Here is a 16,639-nt window from a genome sequence, read left to right as displayed (position 1 = left end):
CTAGCCGAGCTCGTGGTCCAGCAGCGAGAGCAGCTCTCCCGCCGAGGCCGAACTGATCCGGTCGACGATGCCGACCGGTGCCCCAACGCCCGTCTTCGCCGTCACCCGGCCGCGCAACTCACCCAGCAGGGCGGCGATGCTCGCCTGCTCCTCGGGCCCGAGACCGAGGTACACGTCGTCGAGCTGGTTGCCCAGCGCCTCGATCTCCCTGGTCAGCCGATCGACGACGGAACCGGTGTCGGTGCCGGCGTCCGGAGCGATCCGGGTGAGCAGGAACTTGGTGAGCGCGCGCGGGTTCGGATGGTCGAAGACCATCGTGGCGGGCAGTTTGCCGCCGACGATCGCCGACAGCTTGTTCCGCAGTTCCAACGCGGTCAGCGAGTCGATGCCCAGTTCCTTGAAGGCCGTGGTGGCACCGGCCGTCTTGACGTCGGAGTGCCCGAGCACCATCGCGGTCTGGGTACGGACGGCGTCCAGCAGCACCGTCTCCGCCTCGTCCGGGGGCAGCGTGCGGAGGCGCCGCACGAGTGCCGGCTCCGCGGCGGCATCGGCTGCCGGGTCGGTGCCCTCGACCGGCGCCGCGAGCAGACCCCGCAGCAGCGGCGAGGCAAGCCGTTCGGCGTCGGGTGTGTGCGGCGACGGCTGCGCCAGGCGGGCGGGCACCAGCACCGCCCGGTCGTGGTCGAGTGCCGCGTCGAAGAGCGCGAGGCCCTGGTCCGAGGACAACGGCAGCACACCCTGCCGACGCAGCCGAACCAGGTCCGCGTCGCCGAGTTCGGCGACCATCTCGCTGCGCTCGGCCCAGAAGCCCCAGCACAGGGAGCTGGCGGGCAGTCCTGCCGCCCGGCGGACCTCCGCCAGACCGTTGAGGAAGGCGTTGGCCGCCGCGTAGTTCGCCTGCCCGGCGGTGCCCAGCACGCTCGCGATCGACGAGAACAGGACGAACGCGGAGAGGTTCAGGTGGCTGGTCAGCTCGTGCAGATGCCACGCACCGCGCACCTTCGGCGCCAGCACCGTGTCGATCTGGTCATCGGTCAGGGTCACCACGACCCCGTCGTCGAGGACCCCCGCACAGTGGATCACCGCAGTCAGTGGGTGGTCGGCCGGCACCGCCGCGATCAGCTCGGCCACCGCGGCCCGGTCGGTGATGTCACAGGCCACCACCTCGACCTCGGCACCCGCCTCGGTCAGCGCCTGGCGTAGACCTGCCGCGGCCGGGGCCGTCGGCCCGCGGCGACTGGTCAGCAGGAGTCGACGGACGCCGTGCCGCCGTACGAGGTGACGGGCCAGCATGGCGCCCAGTCCGCTGGTGCCGCCGGTGATCAACACCGTTCCGGCGCCGAGCGTGGCGTCGTCCGGGCGCGACGGCGCTCGGCCGGGGTGGTGCGGCGCGGCGCCGTCGGCGTCGGCGTGGGCCAGCCGCGGGGTGCTCGGCACGCCGGCCCGGATCTTGATCTGGGTCTCTCCGGTCGCCACGGCCGCCGGGACGAGCTCCCACGACGTGGGTTGGTCGTCGACGTCGACGAGCGTGATCCGGTCCGGGTTCTCGGTCTGCGCGCTCCGCACGAATCCCCAGATCGCGGTCGCGACGAGATCCGGGGCGACGACCTGCTCGTCCTGGATCGCGTCGCGCGTCACGATGGCCAGCCGGGTGTCGGCGAAGCGGTCGTCGCCGAGCCAGCGCGGCAACCACCGGAGCAGCCGGTGCAGGCGGTCCTCGACGGTCGCCGGTGTGTCGGGGCCCGCCTCGGGCGCACCCGCGACCGGGACGACGACGACCGGGGGTGGGTCGTCGAGGCCGGTGAGGGCGGTCTCGGACGGCTCCAGGACCACGTGCCGCCCGACCGGCTCGGCCGTGTCGACGGCACGGGGCAGCCAGTCCACCTGGTACAGCCGGTCGGTCCGCTGGTCCGGCCCGGGCTCGGCGGCACCGTCGTGCGGGGTGTTCAACCAGTACCGCTGTCGTTGCCACGGGTAGGTCGGCAACGGCGTCCACCGACCGTCCCGGCCGGGTAGCGCGGCGTCCCAGGACACCGGCAGGCCCGCCACGAACGCCTCGGCCGCCGACCGGAGCAGGCGATCGAGGCCGCCCTCGTCGCGGCGCAGCGTGCCCACGACCGTGCCGGTGACGTCCGTGCTGTCCAGCGTCTGGGCGATGCCGACGGTCAGCACCGGGTGGGCGGACGCCTCGATGAAGAAGGTGAAGCCCTGGTCGGCGAGGGACCGGGTGGCTTCCTCGAAGCGGACGGTGTGCCGCAGGTTGGTGTACCAGTACCCGGCGTCGAGCCGGGTGGTGTCCAGCCAGTCGGCGGTGACCGTGGAGAAGAACGGCACCTCGGACGGGCGCGGGGTGATTCCCGCGAGCACCCGGGCCAACTCGTCGCGTACGTCGTCCACCTGGGCGGAGTGCGAGGCGTAGTCCACCGGGATCCGCCGGGCCCGCACCCCCTCCGCGTCGCACCGGGCCAGGAGCGCGTCGAGCGCGGCGACCTCACCGGAGACCACGACCGACGACGGCCCGTTGACCGCCGCCACCGACAGCCCTTCGGTCAGGCGGGCCCGCACGGCGTCGACCGGCAGCCCGACCGACACCATCCCGCCGCGACCCGACAGCGCCAGGATCGCCTTCGACCGCAGTGCGACCACCTTGGCCGCGTCCGGCAGGGTCAGGGCGCCGGCGACACAGGCGGCGGCGATCTCGCCCTGCGAGTGGCCGATCACGGCGGCCGGTTCGACGCCGTAGGAGCGCCACGCCTCGGCCAGCGACACCATGACGGCCCACAGCACGGGCTGGATGACGTCCACCCGGTGCAGTGCCTCGGCGTCGTCGAGGACGTCCAGCAGCGACCAGCTCACATGGGGCGACAGCGCGTCGGCGCACTCCTGCATGCGGCGCGCGAAGGCCGGCGAGGACGCGCACAACTCGCGTCCCATGCCCACCCACTGCGAACCCTGCCCGGGGAAGACGAACACCGTCCGGCCACCCGGCGTCGCCGGTGCGGACGGGCCGTCGGTTCCGTCGGCTGTCGCGGTGAGGCCGGCGAGCAGTTCCTCGCGGGTGTCACCGAGGACCACCGCCCGATGCTCGAACAACGACCGCGTCGACAACAACGAATGCGCCACATCCGCCACATCCACACCCGGCGCACCCACCACAAAATCCCGCAACCGGGCCGCCTGCGCCCGCAACGCCGACTCCGAACGCCCCGACACCACCCACGGCACCACACCACCGACAACCGGCACCCCGGCCACCCCCACCGGCCCCTCCAAAGCCGGCGCCTCCTCCACAATCACATGCGCATTCGTCCCACTGGCGCCGAAGGCCGACACACCCGCCCGCCGCACCCGACCCGCACCACCAACCCACGGCCTCGCCCGCGTCAACAACTCCACCGCACCAACCGACCAGTCCACATGCGACGACGGCCGATCCACATGCAACGTCCGCGGCAACACCCCACACCGCAACGCCATCACCATCTTGATCACACCAGCCACACCCGCCGCAGCCTGCGTATGACCAATATTCGACTTCAACGACCCCAACCACACCGGCACACCAGAATCCCGACCCTGCCCATACGTCGCCAACAACGCCTGCGCCTCAATCGGATCCCCCAACCGCGTACCAGTCCCATGCGCCTCCACCACATCCACATCACCAGCACGCAAACCCGCATCCACCAACGCCGCACGAATCACCCGCTGCTGCGCCAACCCATTCGGCGCCGTCAAACCATTCGACGCACCATCCTGATTAACCGCCGAACCACGAATCACCGCCCACACCCGACGACCATTCCGCCGCGCATCCGACAACCGCTCCAAAACCAAAACCCCAGCACCCTCCGAAAAACCCGTACCATCCGCCGCATCCGCGAACGCCTTACACCGCCCATCCGCCGACAAACCCCGCTGCCGGCCCAACTCGACGAGCACGCCGGGCGTCGGCATCGTGGACACCCCGCCGGCCAGCGCGAGCGCGCACTCCCCGGAGCGCAGGGAACGCACCGCCTGGTGGATGGCGGTCAGCGACGACGAGCAGGCGGTGTCGGTCGACACCGCCGGACCCGTCAGGCCCAGCACGTAGGCCACCCGGCCCGACGCCACGCTGGGGTACGTCCCGGTGAGCGTGTAGCCCTGGACCTCGCCAGCGGCGCCGCTGCCCATGCGGGGGCCGTAGTCGACGGGGTAGAGGCCGGTGAACACACCGGTGTCGGTGTCGCGCAGTCCGGTCGGATCGATACCCGCCCGTTCCAGGGCCTCCCAGGAGATCTCCAGCATCAGCCGTTGCTGCGGGTCCATGGCCAGCGCCTCGCGCGGGCTGATCCCGAAGAACGGCGCGTCGAACCCCGCGAGGTCGGCCAGGAAGCCGCCGGCGCGCGGGTACGTCGTGCCGGCCGCGTCGGGTTCCGGGCCGGACAGCGACGCCAGGTTCCAGCCGCGATCCGACGGCAGGTCGCTGAGGGCGTCCACCTCGCCGGAGACGATGTCCCACAGGTCCTCGGGAGACGCGACGCCGCCCGGGAAGCGACACCCCACGCCCACCACCGCGATCGGCTCGCGGGCGGACTCCTCCAGGTGACGTACCCGGTCGCGCAGCTGCTGCGCGTCACTGACGGCACGTCGCAAGTAGGACCGGAGCTTGTCGAGATCCTCCACCGGGCCCTCCCTAACGTTTACGGACGGACGAGAACGGACGTGACTACAGGTATCCGCGGTCGATGAGCGCGTACAGCTCGTCGTCGGCGCGGTCGTCGAGCTCCGCCGGCTCGGCCGGCGGGTCCGGCTTCGGCGGTTCGACCAGAGCGAAGAGGTGTGCCGCCAGCGCCTGCGGCGTGGGGTAGGTGAAGGCGACCGTGGCGGAGAGCCGCAGTCCGGTGATCCCGGCCAGCCGGTTGCGGAGTCCGACCACCATGGCGGAGTCGAAGCCGAGGTCCCGGAAGGTCTGTGCCGACCGCGCCGTGAGTACGGCCGGGGTCAGGCCCGGTTTCGTCGTGCTCAGCATCGCCGCCGCCTCGGCGCACACCAGGCCCAGGGCGGATGCCTCGCTGTCCGGGCGGACGCCGTCGGCCGGTGCCGGAGCACCGGGCGACGTGGCGGCGTCGTCGGCGGTCAGCCAGTACCGCTGCCGCTGGAACGGATAGGTCGGCAGGCCGATGCGGCGGGCGGGCCGGAGGCCGCAGGCCGCGCTCCAGTCGACGGGCAGGCCCCGCACGTGCAGCTCGGCCAGCGAGCCGTACACCTTGAGCAGGCCAGCGTCGTCCCGGTGCAGGGTGTTGACCAGCACCGGAGAGGCGGCCAGCGCGTCAGCGGTCTCGGCCATCGCCAGCTGGAGCACCGGATGCGGGCTGACCTCCACGAACACGGTCCCGGGCACCGCCATCAGCTGCTCGACGACCTCGCCGAACCGGACCATCGAGCGCAGGTTGGCGTACCAGTGGGCGCTGTCCAGCCCGCGGGTGTCGAACGGGCCGCCGGTGACGGTCGAGTAGAACCTGACCGCCGACTCCCGGGACGTGACGTCCGCGATGGCGTCGAGCAACGTCTCCCGGAGGGGTTCGAGGTAGTGGGAGTGGCCGGCCAGGTCGACCTTGACCCGGCGTACCCGGACGCCCTCGGCACCGGCCAGCTCGGCGAACTCGTCGAGGGCCGTCCCCTCGCCGGAGATCACCACGGACGACGGCCCGTTGACCGCGGCGACGGACAGCCGCCCGGACCACCGCGCCAGCCGATCCCCGACCCACTCCGGTGACGCGGCCACCGCGGTCATCCCACCGCAGCCGGTCAGTTCGGCCATGGCCTGGCTGCGCACGCTGACGATCCGTGCGGCGTCGTCGAGCGAGATCGCCCCACAGTCGTACGCCGCGGCGATCTCGCCCTGCGAATGCCCCACCACCGCGTCGGGCACCACGCCGAGCGAGCGCCACACCCGCGCCAGCGACACCATCATCGCGAACAGCGCCGGCTGGATGACGTCGATCCGGTCCAGCGAGGCCGCCGATTCGGCGCCGGTCACCACGTCCACCAGGGACCAGTCGAGCCACGGTTGGAAGGCCCGGGCACAGTCGTCGATGGCGCGGGCGAAGACCTCTGACTCCGCGTACAGCTGCCGGCCCATGCCCTGCCACTGGGATCCCTGGCCGGGGAAGACGAAAACGGTCGGGCCGACCGGGCCGTCGACCACCCCGCGGACCGCCCGGGCGGCGCTCTGCCCGCCGGCCACCAGGTCGAGACCGGTCAGCGCGGCCTCGCGCCCGTCGCCGAGCACCACCGCCCGGTGCGCGAACGTGGTCCGCGTCGCCACGAGCGAGTACGCCACGTCGGCCGCCGACAGCGACGGGTCCGCGGCGACGAACTCCCGCAGCCGGCCCGCCTGCGCCCGGAGCGCCTCCGGCGACCGGGCCGAGAGCACCCACGGCACCCCGGCGGTCCGCGCGGCGGTGGGCGTGGGCGGTTGCCCGGGTGCCTGTTCGAGGATCACGTGTGCGGTGGTGCCACCCATGCCGAACGCCGACACCCCCGCCCGACGGGGCCGGCCGGGCTGCCCCGGCCAGGGCTGGGTGACGCGGGCGACCTCGAAGTCCCGCGCGAAGTCGGCGACAGCGGGGTTCGGCGACCGGAAGTTCAGGCTCGGGACCAGCTGCCCGCGGTCCACACAGAGCGCCGTCTTGACGAAGCCGACGATCCCCGCGGCCGGTTCCAGGTGGCCCACGTTGGTCTTCACCGACCCGACGGCCAGCGGGCGGGTGCGGCCGGTCTGCCGGAAGACCTCGCGCAGTCCGGCGAGTTCCGCCGGGTCACCGAGCCGGGTGCCGGTACCGTGCGCCTCGACGTAGTCGACGTCGCCGAAGTCGACGGCGGCACGCTCCAGCGCGGTGCGGGTGGCCGCGGCCTGGCCGCTGGGGCTGGGGTCCGGCATCCGGCTGGAGGCTCCGCCGCTGGCGACGCCCCAGCCCCGGACCACCGCGTAGATGTGGTCGCCGTCGGCGACGGCGAGGTCCAACCGCTTGAGCACGACGATCGCCCCGCCCTCGCCGCGGACGAAACCGTTGGCCCGCTCGTCGAAGGTGAAGCAGCGGCCGTCGGGCGACAACGCGCCCAGATTGGCCAGGCTGATGCCCGCCTCAGGGTCGGTGATCAGGTGTACGCCGCCGGCGATGGCCAGCTCGACCGCGCCGCTGCGGATCCGGTCGCAGGCCAACGCCAGCGCCACCAGCGAGGAGGACTGGCCGGAGTCCGCGCAGAAGCTCATGCCCCGGACGTCGAGGAGGCTGGAGATCCGGTTCGCGATCAACGCACCACTCGAGCCGAGCGCGGCGTAGTGGTCGTCCCGGTCGCTGCCGGACAGCTTGCGGAGCAGGTCGTACCCGGAGGGCGCGGTGCTCACCACGACGTCGACCTCGCGGCCGGCGAGCGCGGTCGCCGGGATCCGGGCGTCCTCGACCGCCTCCCAGGCCAGCTCCAGCCCGAGCCGCTGGGTGGGGTCCATGGCCGCCGCCTCCGCGCCGCCGGTGCCGAAGAACGCGGCGTCGAATCCGTCGATGGCGTCGAGGAACGACCCGGTCGTCAGGGTCGCGGCGTCCGGGTGGGACGAGACCGTCGAACCGCTCAGCCGGTGTTCCGGGAACGTCGCGACGGTCGACTCGCCGTTGACCAGCAGACGCCAGAACTCCGTCAAGCCGGGCACGCCGGGAAAGCGGCACGACATCCCGATCACCGCGATGTCCGCTCCTGCCCTAACCATGCGATTTCCTTCCGCTCCGCACGGCGGACGACTCTCGTCCCGCCGTGCCGCCGTCACCGCCAGGTGGTCAACAGATCTCGAAGTTCGTCGGGCGCGTCCATGAAGTCGTAGTGACCGCCGGCGACGACCCGGAACTGCACCGAGTCGGAGTAGTGGCGCCATCCGGCCAGCTCGTCGAGGCTCACCTCGGGGTCGTCCCGCCAGTGCACGACGACGATCGGGCAGGCCAACCGGACCGGCTCCGACCGCCGGTACCGCGCGGCGGCGGCGTGGTCGTCGAGCAGCACCGACAGACCCATGTCGATCATGTCCGGCCGGGGGTCGATGCCCCGCCCACGCAGGAACGCCTCCACCTCCCGGCGCAGCTCCGGCTCGCTCATCGCGAGCATCCGGTCGCGCGACGCGTCGTGCGGGGCCGGCTGACCCGACACGAAGAGGCACTCCGGGCCGGGCAGGCCACGCGCGGCCAGCCGAACCACGGCCTCGAAGGCCGGCAGGGCGCCGGCGCAGTGGCCGAACAGCGCGAACGGGCGGTCGAGCGTCGGTGACAGCGCGTCGACCAGGCCGTCGGCGAGGTTCTCGTAGGTGCCGTAGTGCGGATGGGCCAGCCGGTTCTCCCGCCCGGGGAACTGCACCGGGCAGATCTCGGCGTCGCCGAGTGCGGCGGGCCAACCGTTGAAGGCCGAGGCCCCGGCCCCGGAGAAGGGCAGGCAGAAGATCCGGGACGGATGCGCGGTGGACGGTTGCCGGATGAACCACGGCGAGACGGTGCTGACGGTCATGATGTCGGCCGTTTCTGGGCGACGATGGGCAGGTGGGTCATCCCCGCGATGAAGTACGACCGCAGGTGCTGCGGCTCACCGGCGAGTTCGATGACGCCGAACCGGTCGAGCAGCTCCTCGAAGAAGATGCGCAGCGTCATCCGGGCCAGCGGCGCGCCGATGCAGAAGTGCGGGCCGAAGCCGAACGCGACCTGACGCTTCGCGCCGACGCGGTTGATGTCGAACACGTGCGGATCGGGGAACTGCAACTCGTCCCGGTTGGCCGAACCGATCCAGGCGACGACCGCGGCGCGCGCCGGGATGGTGCCACCGCCGATCTGGACGTCGTCCACCGCGTACCGCATGAAGTTGCACGCCGCGGACGTCCAGCGCAGTCCCTCCTCCACCAGGTTCGGGATCAGCGACGGGTCGGCCTGTGCCCGGGCGAACTGTTCGGGTCGCTCGATGAGCGCCTCGACCGTGCCGGACACGGTGTGCGGTGTGGTCACGTTGGCGCCGAGCAGGATGCTGTAGCCGTCGAGGGCGATCTCCTCGTCGGTCAACGGCGCTCCCTCCACGCTGAGGTTCATCAGGTGGTCGAGCAGACTCCCGTCGTCGCCACCGCCCGCCCGCCGCCGCCGTACCCACTCGGTGACGTAGGTGATGAGCTCGTGGTGGGCGATCGCCAGGGTCGCGGCCTCGCTGCCGTGCTGGAAGTGCGGGTCGGCGGGGGCCGTCACCATCGCGGTCAGCTCCACCAGTTCCTGCCAGTCCCGCTCGGGGATGCCGAGCAGGGGGCCGGTGACCAACGCCGGCAGCAGCAGCGCCCGGTCGGCCAGGTCGAAGACCTCCCCGTCGAGCGCCGGCTCGAGGAAGTCCACGACGGTGGTGCGGATGGTCTCGGCCCAGGGCGCCACCGCCCGCGCGGTGAGTTTGGCGCCGATGGCGCGACGTACCCGGGTGTGGCGTGGCGGGTCGGTCGAGGTGAGCAGCCTGCCCGCAGCCGGGTCGTCCGTGCCCAGGTGGGTGGGGACCGTGCCCCGCTCGGAGGTGAACTCGCGGTGGTCGCCGAGCACCCGACAGACGTCCTCGTACCGGGTCACCGACCAGAACTCCCGACCGTCGGGCAGGACCTGGTGGTGCAGCGGCGCCTTGGCCCGCATCACGTCCCAGACGGGATGCGGGTCGCCGTAGGAGTAGAGGTCCAGGTCGAACAGATCGACGGTGTCCAGGTCGATGTCGCGGGCGGGACCCGGGGTGAGCCTCACGTCCCGGCCCTGCCCTGTGCGATCAGCTCGGCGACCCGGGCCGGTGTCTGCGCCAGGTAGAAGGCCCGGACGGACAGCCGTACGCCGTAGTCGTCGGCCATCCGGTCGATGATCTTGATGCCGGCCAGCGAGGTGCCACCGAGCGCGAAGAAGTCGTCGTCCTCCTTAACCTCGGCGCCCAGATACTCCGACCACAGGTCCGCGATGGCCTGCGCCTGCGGGACGGGTCGCGCCACGGCTGCGCCGCCGCCACCATTCTGGTGGTCCGTCCGTGGTGACGATTCCATTCTTCAGCTCCCTTTGGTCCGCCGGTCGGGATTGCCTTTCCGATCCTTTTCGGCCCGATTCGGGCCGGCACCGCCGACACCACCACGCGGCGTGCGGAAAGTGCCACCGATGGAAGTCACCTCATGCGACGAGGCAATTCCTTGGTGGCCGGTTCGAGTGTGGCGCGATTCTTCGTACGGGAAAACCGGTAAAGGCGGATACAGGGGTTCACCAGGGGTGCGGTCGAGGTGACCCACACGTAGCCGTCCCGCTGGCGGGACAGTACAAGGTGGACCGACCGCGGACCGCCACGGCGCCGCCGCCGGTTGCCTCACGGCCGTCGGCGGGTGACCGTGACGGTAATTCGACGACACATGGCGCAGGGACGTGAGGGGAACGACGTGGAAGACAGCGGTGTGGATGCGGACGTGGTGATCGCCGGTGCCGGACCCACCGGTCTGATGCTGGCCTGCGAACTCCGCCTGGCGGGTGTCGATGTGCTGGTGGTGGAGCGGCTCGGGCAACGAACGGGCGAGTCACGGGCCGGCGGAATGCACTCGCGCACCCTCGAGGTGCTGGACCAGCGTGGGATCCTGGATCGCTTCACGGACATCGGCGTTCCGCAACCCGTAGGTCATTTCTCCGGTCTTTATCTGGAGTTCGACGAGGCGGAGTCGCGGCACCCCTATCCGTTGATGATCCTGCAGACCGACATCGAGCGACTGCTCGAGGAATGGGCCGTCGCGCTGGGTGTGCGTATCCAACGGTCGTCCGAGGTGACCGGAATCAGCCAGGACGGTGCCGGGGTGACCGTCGAGCTGGGCACCGCGCCGGGACCGACGGGTACGCTGCTCGCCCGCTATCTGGTCGGCTGCGACGGCGGACGCAGCGCCGTACGCAAACTGGCGGGCATCGACTTCGTGGGCACGTCGGCGACGATGACGGCGCTGATCGGCGACGTCGAGCTCCCGGAGCTGACCGAGGACTACATCTGGGTGCGGCGCTGCCCCACCGGCGACTACTCGGTGATCGCCTTCGAGCCGGGCTGGTACCGGGTCATCGCCTCCGAGTACGACCGCGTCGTCGACCGCGACGAGCCGGTGACGTTCGAGCAGCTCCGCGAGTCGCTGCTCAGGCTCGCCGGCACCGACTTCGGAATGCGCAACCCACGGTGGGTCTCCCGGTTCAGCGACGCCGCGCGACAGGCCGACCGGTACCGGGCCGGTCGGGTGCTGCTGGCCGGCGACGCCGCACACATCCATTTCCCGGCCGGCGGACAGGGGCTGAACCTGGGCGTGCAGGACGCGGTCAATCTCGGGTGGAAGCTCGCCGCGGTGGTCAACGGTCAGGCCCCGGAGAGCCTGCTGGACACCTATCACCACGAGCGCCACCCGGTCGGCGAGCGGGTGCTGCACAACACCCGGGCGCAGTCGGCGCTGGCCCGCCCCGGCCCGCACACGGACGCGCTGCGCGACGTCTTCGGCGAACTCCTGCAGTTCGACGACGTCAACCGGCAGCTGTGCGGCAAGCTGACCGCGCTGAACCTCCGCTACCCGGTCGACGGCGATCACCCGCTGGTCGGCCGCCGGGTTCCCGACGTCGACCTCAAGACGACCGGTGGCGCCACCCGGATGTACGAGTTGCTGCACGCCGCCCGACCGGTGCTCGTCGATCTGCACGGCGGCACCGAGGTGGCCGCGGCGGCCGACGGCTGGGCCGACCGGGTCGACCTGGTCGAGGCGACGAGCGGGGACGACCACTGGATCGTCCCGGACCTCGACGAGCTGCCCGCTCCGGCCGCGCTGCTCGTCCGCCCGGACGGTCACGTCGCCTGGGCGGCCTCCGCCGACGAGCCGCTGGACACCGCGGCGCTGCGGGCCGCCCTCGCCACCTGGTTCGGTCCGGTGCGACCGGGTCGATGACGAGGCACCACCCGACACCACGACAGGGCCCCGAGCGACGCTCGGGGCCCTGTCGTTCGTCGGTCGCGGTCCGCCTCAGACCGGTGCCGGGCTCCTGCCGGTGCTGACCTGCTCGATGACGTCCAGCACCTCCCGACCCTGATCCACCAGGTACATGTGATCGCCGGGGAACTCCACGTAGCTGAACTCGCCGGTGGTGGCCGTCTGCCACTGCCGGGCCTCCGCGGCGGTCACCAGGCCGTCGGAGTCACCGCGCAGCGAGCAGATCGGCACCGCTACCGGCCCGTCGAAGCTCGGCAGGTAGGCCTCGTGCATCTCGCAGTCGGCCTGCAACGCGGGAAGGATCAGCTCCCGCATCTCCGGATGGTCGAGCGCCTCGTGCCGGAAGCCGGCGAACTCCTCGACCCGGGCGAGGAACTCCTCGTCCGGGAGCCCGGCCGCCCGCCGCTCGCGCTGCGTCCACGGCCCCGGTGAACCGCTGACGATCAGCCGCTCCACCACGACGCCCCGGCTGCTCAGCAGGGGCACCAGCTCGTACGCGAGCACCGCGCCCAGGCTGTGTCCGAACAGCACGGTCCGGGTACCGGCGCCGAGGTCGGCGGCGATGGTGTCGACCTCGGTCCGGGCCGCTTCCACCACGTTGCGGTACGGCTCCTCCAGGAATCGCCGTTCCCGGCCCGGCAGCTCCACGGAGGTGACGCGCCACCGGCCGGCCGCCAGCTCGCGCCACGGGTGGAAGAAGGAAGCACCCGCTCCCGCGAACGGCACGCACAACAGCGTGCCGCGTTCCCGCGCCTCATCGGTCGCGCCCTGCCCTGTCATCTCAGATCAGCTCCTGTCCTTCGCCGGTTGTCGGTTCACTGCGCCGCGAGCTTGCGGTTGATGACCTCGAAGATCTCGGCCACCGGGCCGGGCAGGTTCATCTCGTGGTGCGTGGCGTGCACGTCGTGCTCCTCGATGGCGCCGAGGACGTAGGGCCGCCACAGGTTCGCGTACAGGTCGTCCTTGAGCACCGCGTTGAAGAACAGCACGTCACCGTCGTAGACCGGCGACTCGAACGTCATCATGAGCTGGGAGTTGTTGGCCAGTACCCGGGCCATGACGTCGATGGAGTCCTGCTGGTTGTCGGTGCCGATGTACTGGCCGAAGAAGTCCTCCAGCTCGTCCCGGTAGTCCTCGACGGTCTTGTTGGCGTGGATCTCGGTCCAGCCGTGCCCGCCGGGCTGCGAGTCGAGGATGGCCGTCAGGGCGATCTCGTGCCCGCGCCGGGCGAGGCCGGCCGCGACGGCCTGGGCCACGGTGCCACCGTAGGACCAGCCGATCAGGTGGAACGGACCCTCCGGCTGGATCTTCAGCATCTCCTCGATGTAGCCGTCGACCATCTCCTCGACCGACGACACCAGCTCACCCACGCCGTTGTAGCCGCGCGACTGCAGGGCGTACGCCGGCCGGTCCGGCACGTGCACCACGAAGCTGAAGTACGCCCAGCCCAGCCCGCCTCCCCCGTGGAAGAACCACAGTGGGGGCTTGCCCGTGCCGGGGTCGATGTTGAGCGGCAGCACCACGCCGAGCGGGTCGGCGATCTCCCCGGCGGGCTGACCGATCAGCAGCAGCGACGCCAGCTCGGCCACGGTGGGGAACTTGATGATCGTACGGAGTGGGAACTCGATGCCGAACTCCTTGCGGATGCGCACGCTGAGCCGGGTGGCCAGCAGCGAGTGCCCGCCGAGGGCGAAGAAGTCCTCGTCCACCCCGACGGTCTCCCGGCCGAGCAGTTCGCCGAAGATCGCACACAGCCGCTGCTCCTGCGAGGTGTGTGCCTGTCGACCGGTCGCCTTGCTGGTGTCCTCCTCGGGTAGCGCCCGACGGTCGAGCTTCCCGTTCGGCGTGAGCGGCAGCTCGGCGAGGGCAATCACCGTGGCCGGCACCATGTAGTCCGGCAGGCGTCCGCGCAGGTACGTGGTGAGTTCGGTGCGGAGCTGGTCAGCCGCGACACCTCCGGTGGGCGCCGGCACCACGTAGCTCACGATGCTCTTGTCGCCCTGCTGGTTCTCGCGCACCACGACCGCGGCCTGCGCCACGCCGGGGTGCCCGGCCAGCACGTGCTCGATCTCCCCCAGCTCGATCCGGAAGCCCCGGACCTTCACCTGGAAGTCGGTGCGCGCGATGTACTCCAGCTGCCCGGCCCGGTTCCACCGCGCCAGGTCTCCGGTCCGGTACATGCGCGATCCGGCCGGCCCGAACGGGTTGGGCACGAACCGCTCGGCGGTCAGGTCCGGTCGGCCCTGGTAGCCACGGGCCAGGCCGTCGCCGGCGAGGTAAACCTCCCCGGCGACGCCGCGCGGCACCGGGCAGAAGCGCGGGTCGAGCAGGTACACCTGGGTGTTGCCGATCGGGGTACCGATCGCCACCGGCGCTCCCGGGGTCAGCGGCGCCATGGTCGACCAGGTCGTCGTCTCCGACGGGCCGTACCAGTTGCCGACCTCGGTGGCCTGCGCGGCCAGGGTCTCGGCGAGGCGGGCGGGCACCGCCTCCGCCCCGGTCATGATGCGCAGCCCCCGCGCGGCGTCCGGGTCGTGGGCCAGCAGCATCTGCCAGAAACCCGGCGTGGCCTGCACCACGCTGACCTCGTTGCGGCGGATGTACGCCAGCACCGCCGCCGGATCGGTGACCGTCTCCTTGGCCGCCATCACCATCGTCGCGCCGGTGACGAACGGCAGGTACAGCTCGGTGTTCGCCATGTCGAAGGAGACCGTCGTGCTGAACAGCATGCGCTCCCCCGGCGACAGCGGGAACCGCCGCTGGACGGAGGCCAGGAAGTTCGCGACCGCACCGCGCGGGATCGTCACCCCCTTCGGCGCGCCGGTGGAACCGGAGGTGTAGATCACGTACTGGGTGTTCGCCGGGTGCGCGACCACCGCCGGCGGCAGGTCCGGACAGCCCGAGCAGTCGGCGCCGGCGAGCGTGTCGTCGTCGAGCACCAGCACCGGCTTCGCCTGCGCCAGGATGTGGTCGAGGCGGGAGCGTGGGTGCTCCGGGTCGAGCGGTACGTAGGCGCCGCCGGCCTTGAGGACCGCCAGCAGCGCCACCATCAGGTTCACCGTCCGGGGCAGGCACACGGCGACCAGCGACTCGGCTCGCACGCCGCGCTCCACCAGCCAGTGCGCCAGCCGGTTCGACCGGATGTCCAGCTCCTGGTAGGTGATCGAGTCGTCCTCGGTGAGCACGGCGAGTGCCTGGGGTGACTCCTGGACCCGGCGGCTCACCGCCGCCAGCAGCCCGCCCTCCAGCGTCGGCTCGGCGGTGTCGTTCACCTCCACCAGCAGTCGCTCGCGCTCGGTCGCGCTGAGCACGTCGACGTCGCCCACGCACCGGGTCGGGTCGGCGACCACCTGCTCCAGGACGCGGACGAACCGCGCGGCCATGGCCTCGACGGTGTCCCGGTCGAACAGTCTGGTCCCGTACTGGATGTCGCCGTAGAGCACGCCCGCCGCGTCGTCCAGGGTCATGCTGAAGAAGAGATCGACCATGGCCTTCGTGGTGAGGGCCTGCTGGAACTCGGCCGTGAGTCCCGGGAAGTCGAGCACCGGCTTGGCGAAGTTCTGCCAGCCGCACATCACCTGGAACATCGGCCGGTACTTGGCGGAACGGTCCGGATTGATCTCCTCGACCAGCACGTCGAACGGCACGTCCTGGTGCTCGTACGCGGTGAGTGCCTTGTTGCGCACCTGGGCGAGCAGGTCCAGGAAGGTCGGGTTGCCGGACAGGTCGACGCGCAGCACCAGGTTGTTGACGAAGCAGCCGACCAGGTCGGCCAGCGCCTCGTCGGTCCGCCCGGCGATCGGGGACCCGATCGGCACGTCCTCGCCGCCGCCGAGCTTGCTCAGCAGCACCGCCAGCGCGGCCTGCACGATCATCGACATGGTCATGCCACGCTCGGCGGCGAGGCGTTCCAGCCCGGCGGTGACGGCGGGCCGCACCACGAAGGCCACCGCGTCACCGTCGGTGCTCAGGTCCGCCGACCGTGGATGATCCAGCGGCAGGTTCAGCGGCTGTGGTACGCCGGTGAGTTCCTTGCGCCAGTACTCCAGCTGGGCCGCGGCGAGGCTGTTCGGATCCTTCAGGTCACCGAGCACCTCCCGCTGCCACAGCGTGAAGTCCTTGTACTGCACCGGCAGCGGCTCGAACGCCGGGGCCCGACCGGCCCGCCGGGCGCCGTAGGCCGTGGCCAGGTCCCGGGCCAGCGGGAAACTGGAGCTGCCGTCGGTGGCGATGTGGTGGATGGCCAGGACGAGGACGTGCTCACGGGGCGAGGAGCGGATCAGGCTGGTCCGGAACGGAACCTCGGTCGCCAGGTCGAAGGTGTGCGCGACCGCGCGGTCGACCGCACCGGACACCTCCTCCGGTGGCACCTCCAGCACCGGCGTCTCCACCCGGGCCAGCGCCTCCGCCACCGGCAGGATCCGCTGGTACGGCTCGCCCTGGTCGTCCACCACGTAGGTGGTGCGCAGGATCTCGTGCCGCTCGACCACGTCCCTGATCGCCGCGTCCATCGCGGACAGGTCCAGGTCCCCGGTCAGCCGCAGGGCCGCCGACATGTTCCAGGTCTCGCCACCCTCCAGTTGGTGCAGATACCAGTAGCGGCGCTGGGCGAAGGACAACGGAATCATG

The 16,639-nt window shown here is 71.5% G+C and carries 8 protein-coding genes; 1 reads left to right on the top strand and 7 read right to left on the bottom strand.

Features of this window, described 5'->3' with window-relative positions; genetic code table 11:
• The 5 genes from V5O40_RS02995 to V5O40_RS02975 are packed head-to-tail and all read right to left on the bottom strand — an operon-like array spanning position 1 to position 10,066.
• Complete coding sequence (locus V5O40_RS02995; protein ID WP_332904019.1) at positions 1-4,665, bottom strand: type I polyketide synthase; 4,665 nt, start codon at positions 4,663-4,665, stop codon at positions 1-3.
• 43 nt (positions 4,666-4,708) lie between these two features.
• A complete protein-coding gene (locus V5O40_RS02990; RefSeq protein WP_332904018.1) occupies positions 4,709-7,750 on the bottom strand; it encodes a type I polyketide synthase in 3,042 nt (1,013 codons plus the stop codon).
• Positions 7,751-7,803: 53 nt separating this feature from the next.
• On the bottom strand, positions 7,804-8,532 hold the full coding sequence (locus V5O40_RS02985) for a thioesterase II family protein (protein ID WP_332904017.1): 729 nt from the start codon (positions 8,530-8,532) through the stop codon (positions 7,804-7,806).
• Complete coding sequence (locus tag V5O40_RS02980; protein ID WP_332904016.1) at positions 8,529-9,779, bottom strand: cytochrome P450; 1,251 nt, start codon at positions 9,777-9,779, stop codon at positions 8,529-8,531. Before V5O40_RS02980 ends, V5O40_RS02985 begins: the two co-directional genes overlap by 4 nt.
• Positions 9,776-10,066: an acyl carrier protein gene (locus tag V5O40_RS02975; RefSeq protein WP_332904015.1), complete on the bottom strand. Its 291-nt coding sequence runs from the start codon at positions 10,064-10,066 to the stop codon at positions 9,776-9,778. The genes V5O40_RS02980 and V5O40_RS02975 overlap by 4 nt, the downstream gene beginning before the upstream one ends.
• 381 nt (positions 10,067-10,447) lie before the next feature.
• Between V5O40_RS02975 and V5O40_RS02970 the strand changes: the two genes are divergently transcribed.
• Complete coding sequence (locus V5O40_RS02970) at positions 10,448-11,968, top strand: FAD-dependent monooxygenase (protein WP_332904014.1); 1,521 nt, start codon at positions 10,448-10,450, stop codon at positions 11,966-11,968.
• A 75-nt stretch (positions 11,969-12,043) separates the two neighbouring features.
• Here V5O40_RS02970 and V5O40_RS02965 read toward each other — a convergent pair whose 3' ends face one another.
• Together V5O40_RS02965 and V5O40_RS02960 are read right to left on the bottom strand one after the other, a co-directional pair.
• Entirely contained in the window at positions 12,044-12,790 is a 747-nt protein-coding gene (locus tag V5O40_RS02965) for a thioesterase II family protein (RefSeq protein ID WP_269742070.1), read from the bottom strand.
• A gap of 35 nt (positions 12,791-12,825) precedes the next feature.
• Entirely contained in the window at positions 12,826-16,638 is a 3,813-nt protein-coding gene (locus V5O40_RS02960; protein WP_332904013.1) for a non-ribosomal peptide synthetase, read from the bottom strand.
• Position 16,639: the final 1 nt, after the last annotated feature.

Origin of the sequence: Micromonospora palythoicola, from assembly GCF_036689795.1 — a bacterium.
Taxonomy (GTDB): domain Bacteria; phylum Actinomycetota; class Actinomycetes; order Mycobacteriales; family Micromonosporaceae; genus Micromonospora; species Micromonospora palythoicola.
The sequence above is the reverse complement of the archived record's forward strand: the minus strand, read 5'-3'. Positions and strand labels throughout refer to the sequence as shown.

What these genes read in the sequence shown, in the direction of transcription:
- V5O40_RS02960 (WP_332904013.1), bottom strand. Translation starts at nt 16,638, where the DNA reads ATGATTCCGTTGTCCTTCGCCCAGCGCCGCTACTGGTATCTGCACCAA.
- V5O40_RS02975 (WP_332904015.1), bottom strand. Translation starts at nt 10,066, where the DNA reads ATGGAATCGTCACCACGGACGGACCACCAGAATGGTGGCGGCGGCGCA.
- V5O40_RS02990 (WP_332904018.1), bottom strand. Translation starts at nt 7,750, where the DNA reads ATGGTTAGGGCAGGAGCGGACATCGCGGTGATCGGGATGTCGTGCCGC.
- V5O40_RS02965 (WP_269742070.1), bottom strand. Translation starts at nt 12,790, where the DNA reads ATGACAGGGCAGGGCGCGACCGATGAGGCGCGGGAACGCGGCACGCTG.
- V5O40_RS02985 (WP_332904017.1), bottom strand. Translation starts at nt 8,532, where the DNA reads ATGACCGTCAGCACCGTCTCGCCGTGGTTCATCCGGCAACCGTCCACC.